The organism is Allobosea sp. LjRoot9 (assembly GCF_964252745.1).
In the GTDB taxonomy this organism is placed as follows: Bacteria; Pseudomonadota; Alphaproteobacteria; order Rhizobiales; family Beijerinckiaceae; genus Allobosea.
Genome location: NZ_CAXUPC020000001.1, coordinates 674,940 through 696,395 on the forward strand (window position 1 = coordinate 674,940; position 21,456 = coordinate 696,395).

A 21,456-nucleotide genomic window follows, 5' to 3' on the forward strand; every position below is an offset into this window, starting at 1 on the left:
AGAAGAAATTTCGATTTGCTATGGCACGTCGCAGTGTCGACGAGTTGCCGTGACCACGCGGAATTGAGCGTGGTTCGGCGATGTCCGAGCCTTCACAGCCTGCCCGTTTTTGGGGTGAGCCAGACGTTTCTTGGATATGCGCCCCGCTCGGCCGTGTCGGATTTAAGCCGCAACGGGACCGCAAGGGCCCGGGGCGCTGACGATTGGGACCAGACTCCGCGATGGATCGTAGGAAGCGTGTCATCCGCCTGGAAACGAGCCGGCAGGGCAAGCCCGGCCGTTGCCAGCAGGTACGTTGCGATCTCGATCGCGGCGCAGCGTCGATGCGGCGGCCATGAGCATGGGGCGCGATGTGAGTGCTTCGCGCTTCTGGCCGGGCGCCCTGCGTTGGAGCGTGGCGGCGCTCGTCGTCGCCGGCGCCCATGTCGGGGCCGGTTGGATGATCCTGAACTGGCAGCAGGCCGAGGCCGCGGTGGGTGAGCCGCCGGCGGCCGTGATGATCGAACTCGCGCCGATCGCGGTTGCCCCCGAGGCGCCGCCGCAGGAGGTCGCTCCCGGTCCCGAAATGGTCGAGGCCCAGCCAGAACCTGCGCCTGAACAGGTCGTCGAGAAGCCGCCCGAGGAGACGCCGCCCGAGCCTCAGCCGATGGTGAAGCCGGTCGAGCCACAGCCGGAGGTTCCGCTGCCGGTGGCGCACCCCGAGCCCGAGATCAAGCTGCCCGACATGCCGCAGATCGCCGATGCGCCGGTGGTGCTGCCGCCGCCTCCGCCGCCGCCGCGCCCGGTGGTGCAGCGCAAGCCGCCTCCGCTGAAGCCGCGCGTGGCCGAGAGGCGCAAGCCGATCGAGCCCGACCGCCCGCAGATGCGCCAGACATCCGCGCCGCCGAGCGCGCAGGCCCAGACGGCGCTCAGCATGGCCGCGCCCTCGGTCGGGGCTGCCTCCGCGCCGTCAGTGTCGCCGGCGAGCTGGCGCGGCACGCTGATCGCCCATCTCAATCGCTACAAGCGCTTCCCCGGCGGGGCGAGCCCCGGCACGGTGCAGGTCGCCTTCAGCATCGATCGCGGCGGTCGCGTGCTCTCGGCGCGCCTGGCGGGTTCCTCGGGCGATGCGATCCTCGATGAGGAGGCCGTGGCGATGGTCCGGCGGGCGAGCCCGGTGCCGGCCCCGCCGCAAGGCGTCGGTGGCGGGACGATCGCGCTGGCCGTGCCGGTCAGGTTCTCGCGCTGAGCTTGTTGAGGGTCAGGGCGGGGAGGGGCTGTCGGCCTGGTCGAGCCGAGGGGCTGGCGCCCGCCTGCTGGCGGTCGCGACGGCAAAGCCCGCCAGGATCAGCGCGATCCCGATGAGATGGAACGAGCGGACGGGCTCGCCCAGCAGCAGGAAGGCGAGCGTCGCCGTGAACAGCGCGACGAGGTGGAAGGACGCGCCGGTGACGGTCGCTCCCAGCAGGGCGACGCAACGGTTCCAGAGCACGAAGGCCAGGAGTGAGGCGAAGACGCCGATATAGAGCACGGCGGCGATCGAGCCGGCATCGAGCGGAATTGTCGCGCCGCGGGCAAGTTCGGTCACCCAGAACGGCATCAGCACGAGCAGGCCCGTCACCATCGTCGCGGCGAGGAAGACGAGCGGGTCCAGTGCTGCGGGCTTGCGCCGGATCAGGACCGAGTAGAGCGCGTAGTTCGCGACCGCGATCAGGACGAGGATCTCGCCGCCGCCGAGCGAGAGATGCCCGAGGCTGCCGAGATCGCCGCGCGACACGATCCAGGTGACGCCCAGGAAGGAGAGCGCGATACCGAACAGGGTTTTGGGCCGCACGGGCTCGACGCCGAGCGCGAAGGCGGCAAGCGGCACCATCAGCGGCAAGGTCGAGTTCAGGAAGGCAACGCTGGCTGCCGGCACGGTCTGGAGGGCGAGGTAGCCAAGTGCGTTGTAGCCGGCGACGCCGAAGGCTCCACAGGCGAGGATCAGGAGAGCGTGCTGACGCAGGAGCTGCCGCTGCTCATAGGCACGTCGCGCCACAAAGGGGGCGAGCACGACGAACGCCACGATCCAGCGCCCGACGGCGAGCGAGACCGGCGGGAAGGTCGGCCCGAGAGCGCGGCCGAGCACGAGGTTGCCGGCCCAGAACAAAGGCGGCAGCCAGAGCAGAAGCGCGGGGCGCGCCCAGAGGCGAGCGGCGAGCCCCGGGACGGGATGTGTCATGCCGCACCATCGAGGCCGATGCGCAGGCGGCGGTTGTGGCGACCCTTGTTGTCGATCTTGAGGATGCGGATCGGGCGTGACGCCCCGGTCGCGGCGAGATGCGTCCCGCCGCAGGCCTGGCGGTCGAGCCCCACGATTTCGACGATGCGGATCGTGCCGTCAGGGGCCGGCGGTGGCGCAACCGAGCGCGAGCGGATCAGGCCCGGTTCGTCGAAGGCTGCGCTCTCAGTGATGTAGCCGTCGCGGACGGGCAGGTTTTGCCTGATGACGTCGTTGATCGCCGGCTCCAGTGCGCGCAGGCGGTCATTATCGGCCTCCGGCAGGTCGAAATCGATCCGGGCGCTGCCGTCCTCGTTCATCTGGACGCCGGTGACGAGCGCGCCGTTGAACGACTGGTAGACCAGCGCGTTGACGATATGGAGGCTGGTATGGAGCTCGCGCATGAGTTGCCGGAAGACCGGATCCACGACGGCCTCGATCGGGCCCGGGGGCAGTTCGACAGGCTCCTCCAGGAGATGCCAGAGCTTGCCTCCCTGCACTTCGAAGCCGACGATGCGGCTTTCGCCGCCAGCCCAGTGCAGGACGCCGCGATCGGGCAGTTGCCCGCCGCCACCCGGGTAGAACGGGCTCTCATCGAGGAGCAAACGCCCGGGCGCTGTTTCCGTTACCGCGGCGGCGAGGGTGAGCGTGTCCGGGTTGTCGAGGCAGTAATGGCGGGCCATGCCGGATGTCCTGAGGCTTGAGCCGGCGGCTGCCGCTCCATAACGGCAGCCGCCGGCCCGGTGTTCAGGGCAGATTGGCAGAATCGCGGCGGGCGCTATTGGCTGGAATTGCGCGGCGGCGTTCAGCCCCGCGCCGCGCGTAGCCACTGCAGCGGCGTGATGCCGAAGCAGCGCTTGAAGTGCTTGTTGAGCGCGCTCTGGTCGCAGAATCCGGCGGCGAGGGCGGCTTCGACGATCGGCGTGCCGGCCTTGAGCTCGCGGAAAGCGGCCTTGAGCCGGACCTGCGTCAGATAGGCGTGAGGCGTCAGGCCCGTCGCCCGCTTGAACAGTCCGATGAGCTGGAACGGAGTCAGGCCGACGACCGTGCCCATTTCGTCGAGCGTGAGCTCTTCAGTGTAGCGCTCGTTCATCAGCGCCTGGACCAGGCCCGCGAGCTCCCGGTCGCGCGGCGCGGCGGGAATGGGCTCGCCGCCGCTGCCATGGCGGCGGAACAGCACGCCGAAGCTGCTCACGAGCAGTTCATGCTCCTCCAGCGCATCGCGGCCGTCGTCGAGCGCCTGGTGCAGCGCCAGGAAGGAGGCGACGAGGACTTCATCTTTGAAGGCATTGGCTGTGAAATAGGGCGTTGCCCCAATGCCGAGCGAACGGCCCACCGCCTCAATGGCGGGCTTGCTCAGATAGAGCCCGCGATAGCGCCAGCGCTTGCTCCAGCCCATGCGTCCCGAATGGGGCTCGGCCGGGTTGAACACCAGAAGCGTGGCAGCGCTTGCCTCCTCGGTCGAACCCCGGCTCTTGAATTCCGAGCCGCCGGCCTCGGTGACCGCGACGACGAAGGCGTCATGGCTATGCGGCGCGTATTCGTGGCTGGTGAAATCGGCCGCAAGGCAGCTCAGGCCGGGAACATGGGGATCCCGCCAGTAGCGCGAACTGTTACGCGTATCGATGCGAGCCAAACCGCCAATCTCCCAGATCACAGCATAACCAAAGCCGGCCGCCGCCGCGACCTTTCGTTCCGTAGCCTATTGCAGCCGGGACCGCGCGATGATCGCCGCAGCATCGCCCCCGCGCGGCAGGCTGCCGAAAGCCCGGTTCGACAAACCCTCCAGCCGCGAGGCGATATAGGCGTCGGCGACGGCGGGGATCGAGTGGCGCAGCAACAGCGAGGCTTCCATGACGGTTGCGATCATCGCGGTGACATGGCGGGCGCGGTGCTCCAGTTCGAGCGGGTCGGAGAGTTCCACTTCCAGGGCGTCGATCGCGGTGTCGAGACGATGGTCGACGCCCCGCGCCAAGGCGAGCTCGTCGAGCAACGCCGCAACCGAATCGGGCTCGCGCTGCAGGGCGCGCAGGACATCGAGGCAGATGACATTGCCCGTACCCTCCCAGATCCCGTTCAGCGGCGCCTCGCGATAGAGCCGCGCCATCGGCTGCTCCTCGATGAAGCCGTTGCCGCCATGGCATTCGAGGGCTTCGGCGATGAAGGCCGGCACACGCTTGCAGTTCCAGAATTTCGCGACCGGTGTGAGGATCCGCTCCAGGAGGCGGGCCTGTTCGGAGCCGGCCGCGCTCTCGTCCACGGCGCGGGCGAGGCGGAAGGCGATCACGGTTGCAGCTTCCGATTCGAGGCAGAGATCAGCCAGCACATTGCGCATCAAGGGCTGGTCGGCGAGCACGCGCTGAAAGACCCGGCGGCCATGCGCATGGTGCAGCGTCAGGTTCAAGGCCCAGCGCATCAGCCCGGCCGAGCCGATGGCGAAGTCGAGCCGGGTCAGATGGGCCATTTCGATCGCGGCCCGGACGCCACGCCCTTCCTCGCTCAGCAGGATGGCATAGGTGTCGTCGTATTCGATCTCGCTCGAAGCGTTGGAGCGGTTGCCGCATTTGTCCTTGAGCCGCTGGATGAAGAAGCGGTTGCGCGTCCCGTCGGGCAATGAGCGCGGCACGAAGAAGCAGGATGGCCCCTTCTCGGTTTGGGCAAGCGTCAGGAAGGCGTCGCTCATCGGTGCCGAACAGAACCATTTATGGCCCGTCAGCCGGTATTCGCCGCCGGTTCCGCCGCCATCGACCGGTATGGCGCGTGTCGTGTTGGCCCGTAGATCCGAGCCGCCCTGCTTCTCGGTCAGGGCCATTCCGATGGTGACAGCGGTCTTGTCCGTCGCGGCAATGGCGCGCGGATCATAGGCTTCCGCGAGAGCCTTGCCTTCCCACAGCGTGCGAATGGCGGGCACGAGGCGCAGGCTTGGTATCGCCGAATAGGCCATTCCGGTGGGGCAGCCGACGCCATTCTCGATTTCGTTCCAGAGATAGCTGAGCGCGGCTCTGGCGGCATGGGCGCCGGGCCGGTTCGCGGTCCAGGCGAGGGAATGCACGCCCGACCCGAAGGCGAGCTCCATCAAGGCGTGGTAGCTCGGGTGAAACTCGACGGCATCGATCCGGTGCCCGAAGCGGTCATGGCTCTTCAGCGCGGGGCCGTGCTTGTTCGCGAGATGGGCATGTTCCTGGATCTCCGGGTCGCCGGCGGCGGCGCCGAGCCTCGAGGCGCGGTCTGCGACCCATCCCGCTCCTTCGCGTTCGATCGCCTCGCGCAGGATCTGGTCCATATCGAAGAGGTTGACGCCGGTCAGGGCGCCGGACTGGTTCGTGACCTCATGTGTCGTCGCCGGATAAATCCGCGCATCGATCATCGACGGCATGCCCAATCCTCACCTTCATTATGGATCGGGGGAGTATAGGCCCGTGCGAGCACGGTTATTGGCTAAATTTGCAAAAAGGCCGCTCTGGCCGGAGCTGCGCGGCCTTCGGGCAGGGGCTTCCCGGAAGATCGCAAAGATTTGTTTTCTCCGAAAAGGTGACGAATTCGAATAAAATCTGAATTAATTCAGTTCTATCATCGTCGCATTGACCGGCGAAATATGAACAATCGCTGGCGATCCATGATGTGGATCGGCAGCCGATCAAGCTGTCAGACTATATGATAACGGCCCGCCGGTGTTGTATTCGGTTTCGTGTTCTGTAACCTAATCTAGCGATGGCGATGGCTTCCCGCTTTGCATCCAACCTCGGCCTCAATTAGTATTGCCTTCAGGGGTAGGACGCCAGCAGGCGGGGCTGGCACGATTAGGGGTCTGTATTGATGTTGAGAGGAACTGAACCTCTCCAGATTTGGGAAATCATATCCTCCCCCGCCGGGAATGCTGCGTTGCAATACGCAGCGGAAGGGGGCGCTCCTTCACTTGAGCCTTTGATCGGATTGATTGAAGAGTGGTGGGGTCAATGGCTGGACGATGATCGTGAAGATCACTTGCGGCGGCTGCATGAGATGGTGGCGCGCCTCATGGCTGCCAATGGCTGGGAAGAGGCCGGTTTCAGGCCGGTGCGCAGCGGGCGCTTCATCACCGAGGCGATGACGTTCCGCCGGGCGGGGTTCGGTCGGCTGCAGTAGCTCGATTGAGAGGGCCTGGGAGCCTGTCAGGCCAGGAGCAGGTCGTCCTGCGCGACGAGGCGCCCGATCAGGCCGCGCTGCCGGTCGAGGCAGGTCTGGAGATCGTATTTCGCCACGACCGAGTTGCGGGCCGCCTGGCGCAGCCCCGCGAAGGAGGCCTGCTTCTCCAGCGCCTCATCGATGGTTCCGGCCAGCGCCGCTTCATCGAAGAACGGCACCAGCAGGCCGTTGACCCGATCCGTGATCACCTCCTGGACCGGCGGCGTGCGCGAGCCGACAACGAGGCTGCCACAAGCCATCGCCTCAAGGACCGACCAGGACAGCACGAAGGGCGTGCTCAGATAGACATGGGCGGCCGAGACCTGGAACAGCCGGATCAGCGCCTCATAGGCGAGCCAGGGGATATGGACGATCTGTGCGCCCAGCCCCGTCTCATTCAGCATGGCTTCGCGCCAAGGCCGCCCATCCGGGCGCGGCCGGCCGTAGCCGGGTCCGTCACCGCCCACCGCAACGAAGATCGTGTCAGGTCGTTTGCGCGCGACGAGAGCTGCTGCTCGCATGAACTGTGGATAACCGCGGTAGGGGTCGAGATCGCGCGCCGCGAACGTTACGACCGGATCGCCGCGCCGCAGCCTGCGGCCGTCGGGCAAGGTGAAGCTGGCATCCGGATTGGGATGGCACGCCGTCATGTCGATGCCGTCATGGCAGATGGCGATGCGCGAACGCAGGCTGCGGGGATATTGCAGCTGTTGCCAGCGCGTCGGCGCATAGGCGGCGTCGAGCGTCTCCAGCGTGATGAGCTGGGCCGCGTTGCGCATGCGGATGCGCCGGCGCTCCGCATCGGAGACCGGCGAAGACGGATCGAAATCGAGATCCGAGCCGGCTCCGTTGTAGTAATATTCGCAATAGCCGATCAGCGGCACGCCCGGCATCGCATCCTTCGCGAAGAGCAGGCCGCCCCAGCCGATATGGCCGATGACGGCGTCAGGCGGATCGTGGCGCCGCAGCCGTGCGAGTTCGGCTGCCACGGCCTCTCCGGTCCGGACATGGTAGTCGGTCGCCGCTAGGGTGGCATGGGCCGTCGACGGCTCGCCGACGGAATAGATCACCTGCCTGAGGCCCGGCCGCTCCTGCTCGGCCCGTTCGGTGATGAGCGTGACCTCGGCGCCTTCGGCGACGAGGCGCGCGATCAGGTGAGCAAATTGACCTGATCCTGAACGATGAACGAATAAGATGTGCATGAGGCGAGCAGGACCCCTCCATAGCGCAACGCATCGCTCCACCATTGTTCCAGGCGGCGCAGCGTGTCGTGGGTGGTCTGAAGATCGGTTTCGATGTCGATCTCCGGATTCTGGCCGAACTGGCTGGTCTCGTCGAGCAGGCGCAGCCGCTCGCAGAGAAGCTGCCCCTTGGGCGAGAGCGAGATTCGGGCAAGGCGTCGGTCGCGCGGCGAGGCGCCGCGATCGAGATACCCGCTCTCGACCAGCTGCTTGAGATTGTAGGACGCGTTCGACCCGACATAGTGGCCCCGGTCGAGCAGATCGCGCACCGCGATCTCGCCCGCGCCGATCGTCAGCAGCACCATCACCTGTGACGGTGAGATGTCGTCGACCCCGAGCTTGGTCAATTCGAGCCGCAAATAGTCGAGGAAGCGCCGGCTGACCCGCTCTATCATGCGAGCGAGGTCGAGCTGGGAGACGAAGCCGCGCATCGGATTAGTGTCTGCGTCGCTTCGTCTGGTCGGACTCCTGTGATCGCCGTTGAAGGCCGTGCCTAGGAATTGATCGCCGCTGTGCGGTTTGGAATGCATTCCCTACTCCGCCTGATTTCAAAATGTGCAATCCGTCCCCCGAAGAATCCCGTACCCCCACCGAATAGCCTACACGCAAAGCACATGCCACCCAAGATGTCGCAGGCGTAAGATTTTAGCAACCTGTGGATAGATCTGAACTGTTTCGAAATTCAAAATATCGCATCTTTTTGACTTAATTGTCCGCTTTGTTCAATTGTTATGACAACCTATTCTGTCATACTCTCGACACGAGTTGAAGGGCATGCTGTTAATTGCGCATGCAAACTGTCGCTTCGGTCCCAGGGCTAACGTCCGGCCGTCGCAGATTTTCATCCGGAGACGTGAATGAAGGCTGCAACCCAGGCGCCCGACGCCTTGATTCGAGATTTGCAGCGCTCCTTTGCGGGGGGCTTGGCCTATGCCGGCTTCCTGAGCTTCTGCGTCAATATCCTGCTGCTGACCGTTCCGCTGTTCATGATCCAGGTGCAGGAACGCGTCGTGGTCAGCCGCAGCCTGGACACGCTGACCATGCTCCTGGTGATCGCGGTGGGGGCGCTCGCACTCTATGGCACGATCGAGTTCATCCGCTCCCTGACGTTCCAGGCGATGGCGAGCATCTTCGCGCGCCGGCTCAACCTGCCGGCGCTGCAGGCCGCGGTCTCGGCCTCGCTCGAGCAGGGCTCCGGCCAGTCCACGCAAGCGATCCGCGATCTCAACGACATCCGCTATTTTATTGCGAGCTCGGCGATCGCGACGCCGCTGGAGGCGGCCTGGTCGCCGATCTTCCTGGCGGTGCTGTTCATCTTCCACCCGATCTACGGGCTCGTCGGCGCCGTATCGCTCCTGATCCTGCTCATTCTCGGTGTGCTCTCCGACCTGCTGACGCGGCGCATCCTGAAGGAGGCCAATGAGGCGGGCGTTGCCAGCATCAACGAGGTCGGCGCCAGCCTGCGGCACGCCGAGACGATCGAGGCGATGGGCATGCTGCCGGCGCTGGCCAAGCGCTGGCGCGGCCAGCAACTGGCCATGATCGAGCATCTCGACCTCGGCACAAGGCGCGGCAAGTTCATCGCCGCGCTGACGCGCTCCTCGCGCATGACGATGCAGCTGGCGATCTACGCCACGGGAGCCGTGCTGATCATCCGCAACGAGGTCTCGGCAGGCACGCTGATGGCGGCGAGCATCCTGCTCGGCCGGCTGCTCGCGCCCTTCGATTCGATGATCGGGGACTGGCGGCAATGGGTGCTGGCGGCCTCCGCCTGGAAGCGGGTGCGCGATCTGGTGCAGTCGCGCGTCTCGCAACGTCAGACCGTGCCGACGCCGCGGACGCAGGGCGATCTCGTCATCGACCGCGTCGTGTTCGCGCCGCAGGGCTCCGAGCAGACCGTGATTAAGAGCGTCTCCTTCACGCTCGAGCCGGGTGAGGTCCTGGGCATCGTCGGGCCGTCGGGCGCCGGCAAGTCGACCCTGGCGCGATTGCTCGTCGGCGTGCTCAAGCCGAATGTCGGCGGCGTCTATCTCGACGGCCACAATGTCTTTCTCTGGGAGCGCAGCTCCTTCGGCGACATGGTCGGCTATCTCCCGCAATCGGTCTCGCTGCTCAACGGCACCATCGCCGAGAACATAGCGCGCATGCGCAATCCCGATCCGCACGCCATCCTGGAGGCGGCGCGCATCGCCGGCGTGCACGAGCTGATCGGTCGCATGCCGCTCGGCTACGACACCAATGTCAATGACGGCGACTTCAAGCTTTCGGGCGGCCAGCGCCAGCGCATCGGGCTGGCGCGTGCGCTCTACGGCTCGCCGCGCCTGATCGTGCTCGACGAGCCCAACGCCAATCTCGACGCCGAGGGCGAGCAGAGCCTGATCCGCGCGGTCAATGCAGCGCGCGAGAGCGGCGCGATCGTGGTGCTGATCGCGCACCGGCCCTCGATCATGCAGGTGGTCGACAAGATCCTGGTGTTGCGCGAGGGCCGCATCAACCAGTTCGGTCCGCGTTCCGCGATCGCCGGCATGATCACGCCCGGCGGCCTGGTCGAGATGGAGCCGGCCAAGCAAGCCGAGCAGCCCAAGCCAGTGCGCGAGGTGACGGCATGAGCGGGCTTCCGATGCTGAAAGAGCCTGGCCGGTCGCTCGTCCCGTTTTCGCAGGCGGAGGAGCCGGACGATGAGCGCGTGCCGACGCTGCGCAGCCTCATCCTGGCCGGGGTGACGGCAATTGCTGTCGGCTTCGGCGGTTTCGGCGCATGGGCGCTGACCGCCCATCTCGACAACGCAGCGGTCGCGGCCGGCACCGTCATCGTCGACAGCAAGCGCAAGACGGTGAGCCATCTCGAGGGCGGCGTCCTCAAGATGCTGCTCAAGGGCGAAGGCGATCGCGTCACCCAGGGCGAGCCGCTGCTGCGTCTGGAGGATGCCCGCGCCAAGGCCGAGCTGCAGCAGCTCCAGGGCAAGCGGGTCGGTTTCGAAGCCAAGCTCGCCCGGCTCAAGGCGGAGCAGACCAGTGCCGCCGAAATCGATTTTCCCGACGATATCGACAGGGCACAGACGCCGATCGCGCGCGAGGTCATGGTGGCCGAGCGCACGCTGTTTCGTGCTCGCGCGCAGGTCTATGACGGAAAGATTCGCATCCAGCAGCGCGTCATCGAGCAGTATCAGGCCGAATCCGAGGCGCTCCAGGCTCAGATCGACGCGACACGCTATCAACGCACGCTGATCGACGAAGAGACGCGCGTCGTCGGTGAGCTCTACGAGAAGCGCTACGCCAAGCGCACCCAGCTCGTCGATCTCCAGACCAAGCAGAGCGAGTTGACCGGGCGTGCCGGCGAGATGGCGGCGCGCAAGGCCAAGGCTGAGCAGGCGGTCGCTGGTGCCAATCTCGAGATTCTCTCGATTGGGCTCGATCGCCAGAGCGAGATCGCCAAGGATCTGCAGGATACTCAATTATCGCTGTCGGAAGTGGTCGAGCGGATCATCCAGGCCGAGGATATCCTGCGGCGTCTCGTCGTCCTCTCGCCGCAAGAGGGCATCGTCGCCAATATCCGGATGCGCACCGCCGGCAGCGCCATCGCCGCGGGCGAGGCGATTCTCGACATCGTGCCCGAGCATGAGCCGCTGATCGTCGAGGCCAAGGTCGATCCGCGCGACATCGATGTCGTGCGGATGGGGGCAGAAACCCGTATCCGGCTCACGGCCTTCAACGCCCGGCTGCTGCCGCCCTTGCAGGCGACAGTCAACTATGTCGCCGCCGATCAGCTCGTCGACGACAAGACCGGCGCGGCCTACTTCATCGTGCGAGCCGAGATCAAGCCGGCGAGCCTCGTCGAAAATAAAATATCGCTGCAGGCCGGCATGGCGGCCGAGGTGCTGATCGTCAACGGCTCGCGCCGCGCGGTGGACTATCTGCTTTCGCCTATCACGGACAGCTTCCATCGAGCCTTCCGCGAAGATTGATTTCATCTGTGAAATCAATAGGTTGAGTGGTATTCGTTGGATATTGCGTTAATTTTAGAAGATTGCTCCGGATTTATCGTTTCGAATTTCGAGATTATTTTGGAGCGTTTTCCAGATTAAACCGCGATACTTAAAGTATAAATCTTGCTGCATCGCAAAATGGTCACAATAAAAAGCTTGCTGCGCTGCACATATTGGCTACTCTTTGGCCTGTCGAGCGATGGCGTGCTTCTTTAGCGTCATCGGAACGGCACCGAAATCCAGGGGGCGCTGCGGCTCGGTTCCGTAGACCTGGCGGTGCTTTCAGATCGCCTAGGAGGTGACTATATGGCCACGATAGAGGGAAGTGCATTCGACGACTTTTTGATCGGTAGCCGATTCAGCGACGTCATTCATGGCGCCGCAGGGCATGACGTCATTCACGGTGGCGGCGGAGATGATTTTCTCTTCGGCGACAGCGGCAATGACGTGGTCTTCGGCGATACCGGCGATGACGCCGTCTTTGGCGGCAGCGGCGACGATGTCCTTTTCGGGGGACACGGCGACGACTTCCTGACCGGCGATGCGGGCAATGACGCCCTGTTCGGCGATGACGGTTCCGATTTCCTGACCGGTGGAGCCGGCAACGACGTCCTGGACGGTGGTGCCGGGGACGACATCCTGCAGGGCGGCGCCGGCAATGACATCCTGCTCGGCGGCGCCGGGGACGATATCCTGCAAGGTGGCGCCGGCAACGACCTGCTCCTCGGTGGTGCAGGTAACGACCTTCTGCAGGGCGGTGCGGGCAGTGACGTGCTCATTGCCGGTGCCGGCAACGACATCCTGCAAGGTGGGGCGGGTGATGACCTGCTGTTCGGCGGCGCGGGGGACGACATCCTTTCGGGTGGCGCTGGCCATGACGTCTTCGTCTTCGCCGGTGGCGGCGGCAACGATGTCGTGCTCGATTTCCAGGCCGGCTCGGACATGCTGCAGATCGCCTCGGACATCAACGGCACGGGCGTCCACTCCGCCGAGGATGTGGCGGCGCGCGCGACGACGGTTGGCGGCAACGCCATCATCGATCTCGGCCATGGCGATACGCTGACCCTGGTCGGCGTCACGGCCGAAGACATCCAGAGCGATCCGCATTCCTACTTCTCGGTCGCCTGATGAAACTGCGACGCCGGCCTCTCCGGCCGGCGTCGCTCCCTGCTCAGCCGGATGTCGCCTCATGCTTACACTTGCGCCCGCCCAAGCGGTGGACACTGGATCAACGCATCTCGACCTGTTCCGGCTCAGCGGATCGGTCTTCCTGTTGTCGTGGACGCTCGATGCGCCGTCTTTCGGCCGTCCCGCCGTCGCGCTGGTCGGTGGCGGCAGGCGCCTGGCCTCGGCTGCGGTCACGCTCGGCTTGAGTGACGGCCGCGAGCGCGTCGTCGTCGCTTTCCGCCATGGCGGGCATGACGGCATCGTCGCGACGCTCTCCGATCAAGGCACGGCCGGCGACATCACCGCGCGGTTCGATCCGGCTCTGGTCCATGGCATGACCGAGCCTGCAGAGATTCTGCGCGACTTGACGCCGAAGGCGAGGCTGGCCCTTGCAAGCGCGCTTGTCGGTCCCTGGCCGTCATTGTTCGGCCTGTCCGCGACGGCGAGCTATCTCTCGTTTCTGCGCCAATTCCTGCTCTGCCTTTCGCCCAAGCCCGCGCCGGCCTTGCCCGTGGCCTCCCTGGTCGAGGGCAAGGTCCTTGTCGAAACCTCGGTGCAAGGCGGGCTCAGCCCGATCAAATCCATCCACCGGCTCGACAGTGCGGGCCTCAGCCGCCTCGACGCCCGGCCGCGCCTGGGAGCAATCGACCGGGCGGGGCAGCGTGCCTTGCATTTCATCCTGGATGAGGCGCCGGCGCGCAGCGCCGGCCTGCTCCTTCTCCAGGGCGAGACCGGTTTCGTCATTCGTGCCTTGCCGACACGCCAGGCGGCCCCGTCGCTCGGCCGCTGGTGGGCCGGCAAGTCCAGCACGCGCGACGGATTGCGCAACTGGATCGTCGAACAGCTGTCGGGACTATCGGAGCAGGGCAGGCTGCTTGCGATCGAGATGCAGCGGCGCTCGCCGCTCGCGGTGCAGAATGTCCGCCGCAGCGACGATCTGCCTTCGGCGGAGCTCGATATCGCGCTGTGCAATGCGGGCGGCCTGCTGCTGGGCGGCTGGTTCCGCGATCCCGACGGCCTGCTTGATCAGATGCTGCTTCATCGCGGCGAGGGCGCTGCGACCCCGATCCTTGACCGCCTGGAGCGCTTTCCGGCGCTGTTGCCGGGAGGTCCCGGCAATGAGCCTCGTCCCGCGACGGGGTTTGCCGCTCTCGTTCCCGGCTATGCGGCCGGGGCGCCGGTTCTGCAACCGCGCTGCGAACTGAAGCTGAAATCCGGCACTTCTTTGTTCCTGCGTCCGGCCCTCCAGCCGGCCGATGCGGTTTCCGTTCGCGCCCGGGCGCTCGCCGCGATCCCGCCTCAGCACCTGACGGCCGAGATCATGGAGAGGACGCTGGCCCCGATGCTGGCCGCCTGCCAGGCGCAGCTGCGCGAGGATCGGCCGGAGCCGCGCATCAAGCGTTTCGGCAAGACGCCGGCGCGCCCAGCCGCCTCGGTCGTGATTCCGCTCTATCGCGCCTACGAGTTCCTGCGCGTCCAGATTCCGGCCTTCGCCGGCGATTCCTGGTTCGCTGACAAGGCCGAGCTGATCTATGTGCTCGACTCGCCCGAGCATGAAGCCGAGGTCGCGCATCTGCTGGGCGGGCTTCACCTGGCTTATGGGCTGCCGATGCAGCTCGTCGTCATGGGCCGCAATGGCGGCTTCTCGGCCGCCTGCAATGCGGGGGCGAACCTGGCGCGCGGCGAGGCGCTGGCGCTGGTCAATTCCGATGTGATCCCGGCCAGCGACGGCTGGCTGCCGGCACTCATCCGCAAGCTCGACCGGCGCAATCGCGTCGGCGCCGTGGGGCCCAAGCTGCTTTATGACGACGGCTCGCTGCAACATGCGGGGCTTTACTTCAAGCGCGACAGCAAAGGCTGCTGGCTCAACCATCATTACTTCAAGGGCATGCCGGGCCATTACGCTCCGGCGAATGTCGAGCGGCCGGTGCCGGGCGTCACCGGTGCCTGTATCGTCATGCCCCGGGCGCTGTTCACCGAGATCGGCGGCTTCGACGACGCCTATGTCATCGGCGATTACGAGGACAGCGATCTGTGCCTGAAGATCCGGCGCGCCGGCTTCAACATCGTCTATGCGCCCAGCGTGGCGCTCTACCATCTCGAGCGGCAGTCGATCTCGAAGAGTCTCGATTACACGCGCGGCGTCGCCTCGCAGCATAATTCCTGGCTCCAGACCCGACGCTGGGACGCGCAGATCGAATTGCTGATGGGCGAGATCGACGCCCCGGCCTCGGTGCGCAAGCCGTCCCTGCGCGAGCCCGACATCCTTCCCCGCGCCAATCTCAGGAGAGCGACAGCAGCATGATGGCGACACTGGCCTTGAGACCCATCGCGCCCGAACCGGCGCTTCCCAGCTGCCCGGTCGGGCCGGAGTTCGACTGGCTGCTGGCCTCGGTCCAGACCAACCGCTTCCTGCCGCATCCGCCGCCGGACAGCATTTTTGTCGGCGATGGCGATTATCGTGCGATCGGCGCGGAATTCCTCGGCCATTTCGTCCGTCTGGGCCGGTTGTCGCCGACGGAGCGCGTCTTCGACATCGGCTGCGGCATCGGCCGCATGGCAGTGCCGCTGACGCAGTATCTCGATCCTGAGCGCGGCAGCTATGACGGTGTCGACCCCGTCATGGACGGCATCCTGTGGTGCGCGCAGACGATCACGCCGGCCTATCCGCGCTTCCACTTCCAGCGGCTCGATATCGCCCATCCGCTCTACAATCCGCAAGGCTCGCTGCCGGGCACGGAGGTGCAGTTCGGCTTTGCCAATGGCAGCTTCGATTTCATCACGATGGTGTCGGTCGCCACCCATCTGCCGCCCGACGAGCTCGTGGTCTATGTCAACGAGGCCTCGCGCCTGCTGGCTCCCGGCGGCCGGCTCTTCCTGACCGCCTTCGCGATCGACGGCCAGAGCACGGGGCAGGAGCGCCTGAAGTTCAAGCGCTGGCAGGACGGGCCGGGCTGGTATGCAATCGAGGAGGCGCCGCTGGCGGCTGCCGGCATCGACGCGGGCTTCCTCCTCGAGACGACGCAGAATGCCGGCCTGGCCGTCTCCAGCCTGAGCCGCGGCCATTGGCGCGGGATCAGCGCGGCGCATTACCAGGACCTGCTGATCGCCATCAAGCCGGAGCGCGGCCCGGAGCGTAGCCTATGACGCGCCGCATCCTCGTCGTCGCGCATAATCACCCGGACCTGCATCCCGGCGGGACCGAGATCTTCGCCCATGATCTCGCCCAGAGCTATCGCGAGCAGGGCTGCGAGGTGCTGTTCCTGGGCGCCACCAACAGCATCCACCGGCAGCCCCATCCCGGCACCGCCCTCCAGGCGACCGGCGAGAACGGCGACGTGCTGCTCTGGAGCGGCCATTTCGACCGCTTCCATCTCAGCCAGATCGACCATTACGGCACGCTGCAGGACCTCGCGACGCTGCTGCAGGAGTTCAGGCCGGACGTCATCCACATCCATCACCTCGTCCTGATCGGCGCGGAGTTCCTGCCGCTGGCGCGCCGGCTGCTCCCGAACGCGGCGATCGTGATGACGCTGCACGACTATTATTCGATCTGCCACCATGACGGGCTGATGGTGCGGCCGACCGACAAGCAGCGCTGTTCCGGCGCCTCGCCGACGGCCTGCCATGGCTGCTTCCCCGAGATCGGCTCGGATCGCTTCCTGCTGCGCGAGCGCTTCCTGAAGACGCATCTGGCCGCGGTCGACCGCTTCGTCGCGCCGAGCCACTTCCTGCGCCAGCGCTATCTCGACTGGGGACTGCCCGGCGAGAAGATCGAGGTCATCGCCAATGCCCGGCCGGCGCAGGACGCCGTCGCGCATCGCCCGACCGAGGGGCGCAGGACGAGCTTCGGCTATTTCGGCAACATCAACCCCTGGAAGGGGGCCTTGCCCCTGCTGCAGGCGGCCAAGCTGATGAAGGCCGCTGGCGAGACCGGCTTCGAACTGCGCATCCATGGCGGCGCGCCGTTCCAGACCGAAGCCTTCACCACCGCTTTCGGCCAGGCCCTCACGGCGGCCGGCGGCGTGGTGACCCATTGCGGCCCCTATCGCCGCGAGGACGTGCCGGCCCTGATGAGCGAGATCGACTGGGTGGTGATGCCCTCGATCTGGTGGGAGAACGCGCCGCTCGTCATTCAGGAGGCGTTCCAGCATCGTCGCCCGGTGATCGCCAGCGGCATCGGCGGCATGGCCGAGATGGTGCGCGACGGCGTCGACGGCCTGCATGCGCGGCCGGGCGATCCGGCGCATCTTGCCCGCGTCTTGCGCCGCGCGATCGAGGAAGACGGGCTCTGGCAGCGCCTCGTCGACGGCATCGCGCCGCAGTCCGGCATGGCCGATTGCGCGGTGACGCATCTCGGCCTGTTCGACAGGCTCAAGCTCGCGGTGGCGGCATGACGATGGCGCAGAATCAGGACGACACGATCCGCATGCCCAATGTCACCCCGGCCCGCCTGAACGGTCGCGTCGATGCGCTCGACGGCAACCGGCTGCATGGCTGGATCTGGGACGAGGCGCGCCCCGAGGAGCGTCTGACGGTCAGGCTGCTGCGCGATGGCGCGCCGGTCCAGGAGGCGACGGCCGATCAGAGCCGGATCGATCTGCGCCGCAACGGCATCGGCGACGGCAAGCACGCCTTCGCCATGGAACTCGACGATGCCGTTGCCGCGGCGCGCGACCACCTGACCATTGTCGGCGTCTCGCCGAGCACGGGCGCGGAGCTCGAACTCAGGCTGCCGCCGCCGGCGGAGCTTGCGGCCGAGGCGGCGATCGCTGTGCCGCTGGCCCGTTTCTTCGATCGCGTCGAGGCTTTGATCGCGCTGAACCGGCGCACGCAGATTGCTCAGAAGGAGCTTGGCGAAAAGCTCGACCAGATTGCGCTGCGCCTGAACGAGGACCGCGCTCCGGCGCGGGATACTGAGGCGGAGGCGGCGCGGGAGGATCATATCAGCCGGCGCCTCGCCGAGCTCGACATCTTCCAGCTGCGCTTCGACGCAACCTTGGCGAGCTTCGACGAGCGGCTGGTCGCCATCCGCAAGGAGGCGCGTGCTCCGCTGCGGCAGGTCACCGTCATTCTCGGCTTTCTGTCGGGGCTTGCCGCCCTCCTGTCCTTTGTCACGCTCGCCGTGACGCTGGTTGATCGGTGATGTCCATGAGCGAAGTCATCGTTCCCGAACGAACCCGCCTCAGTCCCGCTCCAACCGTCGCCTGGACGCCGCTGGGCGAGAACGCGATCCTGATCATGAGCGCCTGCGACGCTATACCGGGCAAGGTTCCGGTCGCGGTCGACGGCAATCCACGCAACAAGGTCGAGACCATGGCGCTGACCTGGCGCCGGCCTCAGGCCGAGCCCGCCATGGCGGTGGGCTTCCTGTGCCTGGCGCCTGCGCCATCGGCCGACCGCGCCGATTCAGGCGCCATCCTGCTTGGCCGACCGGGCCGGCCGCTGCGCCTGATCCTGTCGCCGAAGCCGCTGCCGCTGCAGGCCTTCCTGGCCGCGCTGGCGGAGGAGGCGGGCCAGGCCTTCCCGACCGTGGTCGATGGCTTGCTCGAGATATTGCTGGCCGGCAAATCCAATCCGCGCCGCCTGCGCGCGGTCGGGATGCTGCTGCAGTCGGTCGCCAAGCCCGGTGGTTTCGTCGAGGTGATGGGCGCGCTCGACGAAGGCGTCTTCCTTCAGGGCTGGAGTTCGAATTTCGCGGCCGGACGCACCAAGCTGCTGATCGCCAGTGGCGGACTCGCGCCGGCGGCGCTGGAGGCCGGCACCTTCGAGCGCGACGATCTGGGCGAGGGCGCGCGCGGTTTCTTCGGCATGCTGGAGGATTGCGCCATCCGCCACCCCAGCGAGATCGAGCGCCTGTTCTTCCGCGGCACCGATGGCTGGCGTGCGCTCGAAGTCTATGAGCGCTATGTCCTGCTCGAGCCGATCACCGTTCCAGGCCATCTGCGCGATGGCCTGCAGCGCGGCACGGCCCCGCAGGCGACGACTGACAAGCTGCGCCGTGCTTCGCAGCGCTTCGACGGCCGCGACACGGTCTGCCTGCTGGACGTACCCGTGCGCGCGGGCATCGACAACGCCACCATCATCGAGAGCGCCGGCGTCTTGATCATCGGCTGGCTTTTCGATCCCGAGCGCAAGGTCAGTGCGGTCACCTTGCGCAGCGGCGCGCAATCCTGCGTCATCGACCGGCTCTGGACGCGTGTGACGCGGCCCGACGTCTCGGCGGCCTTCATGGAGGATCCGCGTTTCGGTCCTGCTCTCGCCGCGCGCCGCAGCAGCCACGGCTTCATCGTGTTTGCGCCGAAACTGATACCCGAGCCCGGACAGCCGCTCTATCTGGAGTTCGAGATCGAAGGTTCCGGCCCGGCCTTCCTGCCGCTGGAGCCAGGCCGCGGCCAGGCGCGCCCGACGCTGGAGCGCATCTTCGGCCTGCTCGATCCGCGCTCCTCGACGGCGAACCTCGTGGTCGAGCGCCAGGTCGCCCCGGCCTTGCAGGCGGCCGAGATCGCGCCGCCGCGCGTGGTCGAGACCTTCGATGTCGGCGCCTTCGACCCGGAGGCGCCGCTTGGCCTGGTGATCGGGCTTGATCATCGCCACCGTGAACTCTCCGCCTTGTTCGCGCTGCTCGCGATCGATCCCGAGGTCCGCCCCATCCCGATCGTGCTGGCGGCGCCGGGCGAGAGTTTTGACAAGATCGGCGCGGAGGCGCGCCGCCTGGCGCGGTTCTACGGGCTCTCCGTCAGGCTCGTCCTGGTCGAGGGCGTCGAGGATGCCTGCGACGCGCTGGAGGCCGGCGTGCGCGCCTGCCGTTTCCAGACCGTGGCTCTGCTCTCGGGCGCCGCGCAGATCAGGATGCCGGGCTGGCTCGGCCGGCTCGAGCGCGCCTTCCGCGGGCGAGGGGGCCAATGCGTCGCCAGCCCGACCCTGCTGTTCGAGGATAATTCGATCCGCTGGGCCGGAGCCTGGCTCGATGGCGAGGGGGCGAACCGGCGCGTCTCAAACCGCTATGTCGGCTATCCCTTGGAGGCCATCGGCAATCTCGGGCCGATGGAGGTCGCGGCCGGGGCGACCGAATGCTGTGTCATGTCGCGCGCCGCCTTCATCGAGGCCGGCGGCTTCGCGCGAAACTACTTCACCACCGGCGAGAAGGGACTCGATCTCTGCCTCAAGCTCAGGATGGGCGGCGCACCCTCGCTCTGGGTGCCCGAGGTCGAGGTCTATGTCGTCGACGACGGCGAGATGGCGCGGCCCCATATCGGGGCGCTGGCGCAGCTCGCGGACCGGACCAGTTTCGACCGCCGCTGGGCGCTCGCAATCTCGAACATGAGAGGATGAAGATGCGGGTTCTTGTTGTGTCCCATGCGCATCCGTCGTTTTCGCTCGGCGGCGCGGAGATCGCTTCCTACAACCTGCATAAGGGCCTGCAGGCCCATGAGGGCGTCGATACGAATTATCTCGCCCGCGTCGGCGCGCCCACGCCGCGCCATGCCGGGACCGCGCTGATGAGCCTGCGCCAGCAGGGCGGCGAACTGCTTTATTATGCCGAGGATTACGACCACTTCCTGATCTCGAACCGTGCCACGGAGGAGATCGAGCGCGATTTCGTCCGGGCCCTGCGCGACCTCAAGCCCGATGTGGTGCATTTCCACCATTTCATCGGGCTTGGGCTCGAATGCATCTTCGCCGTGCGCGACACGCTGCCCGACGCGCTGATCGTGGTGACGTTCCACGAATATCTCGCGATCTGCAACCATCACGGCCAGATGGTGAAGACCGGCGCCTTCAAGCTCTGCTACCGGGCCTCGCCGACGGATTGCAACGCCTGTTTCCCCGATATCTCGCCGGCTCGCTTCCTGGCGCGGGAAACCTTCATCAAGGGCGTGCTCGGCCTCGCCGACCATTACATCTCGCCGAGCCACTTCCTCGCCGAGCGCTACCAGGCCTGGGGATTGCCGAAGGAGCGCTTCTCGGTGATCGAGAACGGGATCGACGTCCCCGAGGTCGCTCCGCCGCGTCCGCTGCCGGAGCCGACGGCGCGGCGCTCGCGCTTTGCCTATTTCGGACAGCTCACGCCCTATAAGGGCGCCGATGTGCTGATCGACGCCGTGACGCGCATTCCCGATGCGGTCTGGGGCGAGGATTCGATCCTTCTGGTCTATGGCGGCAATCTCGAGCGCCAGCCGCAGGCCTATCAGGACAAGTTCGCCAAGCTCGTCGAGAGCGCCGGCCGGCGCGTGCGCTTCTGCGGCGCCTTCCAGAACCATGAGATGCCGAACCTGATGCGCTCGGTCGATTGGGTGGTGATGCCCTCGATCTGGTGGGAGAACTCGCCGATCGTCATCCAGGAAGCCTTCTTCCACGGCCGGCCGATCCTCTCCAGCAATCTCGGCGGCATGGCCGAGAAGATCACCGATGAGGTCAGCGGCCTGCATTTCCGCTCCGGCAGCCCGGAGGATCTCGTCGACTGCATGACCCGAGCGCTGACCGAGCCGGATCTGTGGTCACGGCTGCGCGGAGGCATCACCCCGCCGCTCAACCATGTCGAATGCGCCGCGACCCATGTCTCGCTCTACCAGCGCCTGATCGCGGAGCGAGGCATGCCGATACCAGCAAGCCGCACGGCGACGCCAATGATCGCCTGATGCCAAGCGGACATAAAA

Annotated in this window: 17 protein-coding genes; 11 read left to right on the forward strand and 6 right to left on the reverse strand. The window is 66.4% G+C overall.

Features of this window, described 5'->3' with window-relative positions; all coding sequences use genetic code 11:
* The first annotated feature begins 334 nt into the window (after positions 1 to 334).
* Positions 335 to 1,228, forward strand: a complete 894-nt coding sequence (locus tag ACSQ3P_RS03260; RefSeq protein WP_436164206.1) for a TonB family protein — start codon at positions 335 to 337, stop codon at positions 1,226 to 1,228.
* 12 nt (positions 1,229 to 1,240) lie between these two features.
* On the opposite strand, the gene ACSQ3P_RS03265 is transcribed toward ACSQ3P_RS03260, so the two are convergent.
* The 4 genes from ACSQ3P_RS03265 to ACSQ3P_RS03280 all read right to left on the reverse strand — a co-directional run bounded on the left by ACSQ3P_RS03265 (position 1,241) and on the right by ACSQ3P_RS03280 (position 5,615).
* On the reverse strand, positions 1,241 to 2,200 hold the full coding sequence (locus ACSQ3P_RS03265; protein ID WP_436164207.1) for a DMT family transporter: 960 nt from the start codon (positions 2,198 to 2,200) through the stop codon (positions 1,241 to 1,243).
* Positions 2,197 to 2,922 (reverse strand): alanyl-tRNA editing protein, encoded by a 726-nt coding sequence (locus ACSQ3P_RS03270; RefSeq protein ID WP_436164208.1) that lies wholly within the window; start codon positions 2,920 to 2,922, stop codon positions 2,197 to 2,199. The genes ACSQ3P_RS03265 and ACSQ3P_RS03270 overlap by 4 nt, the downstream gene beginning before the upstream one ends.
* 122 nt (positions 2,923 to 3,044) lie before the next feature.
* A complete protein-coding gene (locus ACSQ3P_RS03275) occupies positions 3,045 to 3,875 on the reverse strand; it encodes a helix-turn-helix domain-containing protein (RefSeq protein ID WP_436164209.1) in 831 nt (276 codons plus the stop codon).
* Positions 3,876 to 3,941: 66 nt separating this feature from the next.
* Complete coding sequence (locus ACSQ3P_RS03280) at positions 3,942 to 5,615, reverse strand: acyl-CoA dehydrogenase family protein (protein WP_436164210.1); 1,674 nt, start codon at positions 5,613 to 5,615, stop codon at positions 3,942 to 3,944.
* Between the two features lie 506 nt (positions 5,616 to 6,121).
* Here ACSQ3P_RS03280 and ACSQ3P_RS03285 point away from each other — a divergent pair.
* Positions 6,122 to 6,364 carry a hypothetical protein gene (locus ACSQ3P_RS03285; RefSeq protein WP_139221378.1) on the forward strand — a complete coding sequence of 81 codons (243 nt, stop codon included), beginning with the start codon at positions 6,122 to 6,124 and terminating at the stop codon, positions 6,362 to 6,364.
* A gap of 26 nt (positions 6,365 to 6,390) precedes the next feature.
* On the opposite strand, the gene ACSQ3P_RS03290 is transcribed toward ACSQ3P_RS03285, so the two are convergent.
* Together ACSQ3P_RS03290 and ACSQ3P_RS03295 are read right to left on the reverse strand one after the other, a co-directional pair.
* Entirely contained in the window at positions 6,391 to 7,605 is a 1,215-nt protein-coding gene (locus ACSQ3P_RS03290) for a glycosyltransferase (protein WP_436164211.1), read from the reverse strand.
* Positions 7,554 to 8,075 (reverse strand): MarR family transcriptional regulator, encoded by a 522-nt coding sequence (locus ACSQ3P_RS03295; protein ID WP_069691928.1) that lies wholly within the window; start codon positions 8,073 to 8,075, stop codon positions 7,554 to 7,556. The genes ACSQ3P_RS03290 and ACSQ3P_RS03295 overlap by 52 nt, the downstream gene beginning before the upstream one ends.
* A gap of 426 nt (positions 8,076 to 8,501) precedes the next feature.
* Between ACSQ3P_RS03295 and ACSQ3P_RS03300 the strand changes: the two genes are divergently transcribed.
* The 9 genes from ACSQ3P_RS03300 (at position 8,502) to ACSQ3P_RS03340 (ending at position 21,438) form a co-directional block, all read left to right on the forward strand.
* Positions 8,502 to 10,253, forward strand: coding sequence for a type I secretion system permease/ATPase (locus tag ACSQ3P_RS03300; RefSeq protein ID WP_436164212.1), 1,752 nt, complete (start codon positions 8,502 to 8,504; stop codon positions 10,251 to 10,253).
* Entirely contained in the window at positions 10,250 to 11,608 is a 1,359-nt protein-coding gene (locus ACSQ3P_RS03305; protein ID WP_436164213.1) for an HlyD family type I secretion periplasmic adaptor subunit, read from the forward strand. Before ACSQ3P_RS03300 ends, ACSQ3P_RS03305 begins: the two co-directional genes overlap by 4 nt.
* A 390-nt stretch (positions 11,609 to 11,998) precedes the next feature.
* On the forward strand, positions 11,999 to 12,757 hold the full coding sequence (locus tag ACSQ3P_RS03310) for a calcium-binding protein (protein ID WP_436165150.1): 759 nt from the start codon (positions 11,999 to 12,001) through the stop codon (positions 12,755 to 12,757).
* Between the two features lie 61 nt (positions 12,758 to 12,818).
* Entirely contained in the window at positions 12,819 to 15,101 is a 2,283-nt protein-coding gene (locus ACSQ3P_RS03315; RefSeq protein WP_436164214.1) for a glycosyltransferase, read from the forward strand.
* Positions 15,098 to 15,943: a class I SAM-dependent methyltransferase gene (locus ACSQ3P_RS03320; RefSeq protein WP_436164215.1), complete on the forward strand. Its 846-nt coding sequence runs from the start codon at positions 15,098 to 15,100 to the stop codon at positions 15,941 to 15,943. Before ACSQ3P_RS03315 ends, ACSQ3P_RS03320 begins: the two co-directional genes overlap by 4 nt.
* Positions 15,940 to 17,193, forward strand: a complete 1,254-nt coding sequence (locus ACSQ3P_RS03325) for a glycosyltransferase family 4 protein (RefSeq protein WP_436164216.1) — start codon at positions 15,940 to 15,942, stop codon at positions 17,191 to 17,193. Before ACSQ3P_RS03320 ends, ACSQ3P_RS03325 begins: the two co-directional genes overlap by 4 nt.
* Before the next feature lie 2 nt (positions 17,194 to 17,195).
* Entirely contained in the window at positions 17,196 to 17,942 is a 747-nt protein-coding gene (locus ACSQ3P_RS03330) for a hypothetical protein (RefSeq protein ID WP_436164217.1), read from the forward strand.
* 5 nt (positions 17,943 to 17,947) lie between these two features.
* A complete protein-coding gene (locus ACSQ3P_RS03335) occupies positions 17,948 to 20,131 on the forward strand; it encodes a glycosyltransferase family 2 protein (protein ID WP_436164218.1) in 2,184 nt (727 codons plus the stop codon).
* Positions 20,128 to 21,438, forward strand: coding sequence for a glycosyltransferase family 4 protein (locus ACSQ3P_RS03340; RefSeq protein WP_436164219.1), 1,311 nt, complete (start codon positions 20,128 to 20,130; stop codon positions 21,436 to 21,438). The genes ACSQ3P_RS03335 and ACSQ3P_RS03340 overlap by 4 nt, the downstream gene beginning before the upstream one ends.
* The last annotated feature ends 18 nt before the right edge of the window (positions 21,439 to 21,456 follow it).

Coding starts and splice junctions, on each gene's coding strand:
- ACSQ3P_RS03325 (WP_436164216.1), top strand. CDS start 15,940: ATGACGCGCCGCATCCTCGTCGTCGCGCATAATCACCCGGACCTGCAT.
- ACSQ3P_RS03340 (WP_436164219.1), top strand. CDS start 20,128: ATGAAGATGCGGGTTCTTGTTGTGTCCCATGCGCATCCGTCGTTTTCG.
- ACSQ3P_RS03330 (WP_436164217.1), top strand. CDS start 17,196: ATGGCGCAGAATCAGGACGACACGATCCGCATGCCCAATGTCACCCCG.
- ACSQ3P_RS03315 (WP_436164214.1), top strand. CDS start 12,819: ATGCTTACACTTGCGCCCGCCCAAGCGGTGGACACTGGATCAACGCAT.
- ACSQ3P_RS03290 (WP_436164211.1), bottom strand. CDS start 7,605: ATGCACATCTTATTCGTTCATCGTTCAGGATCAGGTCAATTTGCTCAC.
- ACSQ3P_RS03300 (WP_436164212.1), top strand. CDS start 8,502: ATGAAGGCTGCAACCCAGGCGCCCGACGCCTTGATTCGAGATTTGCAG.
- ACSQ3P_RS03270 (WP_436164208.1), bottom strand. CDS start 2,922: ATGGCCCGCCATTACTGCCTCGACAACCCGGACACGCTCACCCTCGCC.
- ACSQ3P_RS03320 (WP_436164215.1), top strand. CDS start 15,098: ATGATGGCGACACTGGCCTTGAGACCCATCGCGCCCGAACCGGCGCTT.
- ACSQ3P_RS03335 (WP_436164218.1), top strand. CDS start 17,948: ATGAGCGAAGTCATCGTTCCCGAACGAACCCGCCTCAGTCCCGCTCCA.
- ACSQ3P_RS03280 (WP_436164210.1), bottom strand. CDS start 5,615: ATGCCGTCGATGATCGATGCGCGGATTTATCCGGCGACGACACATGAG.
- ACSQ3P_RS03295 (WP_069691928.1), bottom strand. CDS start 8,075: ATGCGCGGCTTCGTCTCCCAGCTCGACCTCGCTCGCATGATAGAGCGG.
- ACSQ3P_RS03260 (WP_436164206.1), top strand. CDS start 335: ATGAGCATGGGGCGCGATGTGAGTGCTTCGCGCTTCTGGCCGGGCGCC.
- ACSQ3P_RS03305 (WP_436164213.1), top strand. CDS start 10,250: ATGAGCGGGCTTCCGATGCTGAAAGAGCCTGGCCGGTCGCTCGTCCCG.
- ACSQ3P_RS03265 (WP_436164207.1), bottom strand. CDS start 2,200: ATGACACATCCCGTCCCGGGGCTCGCCGCTCGCCTCTGGGCGCGCCCC.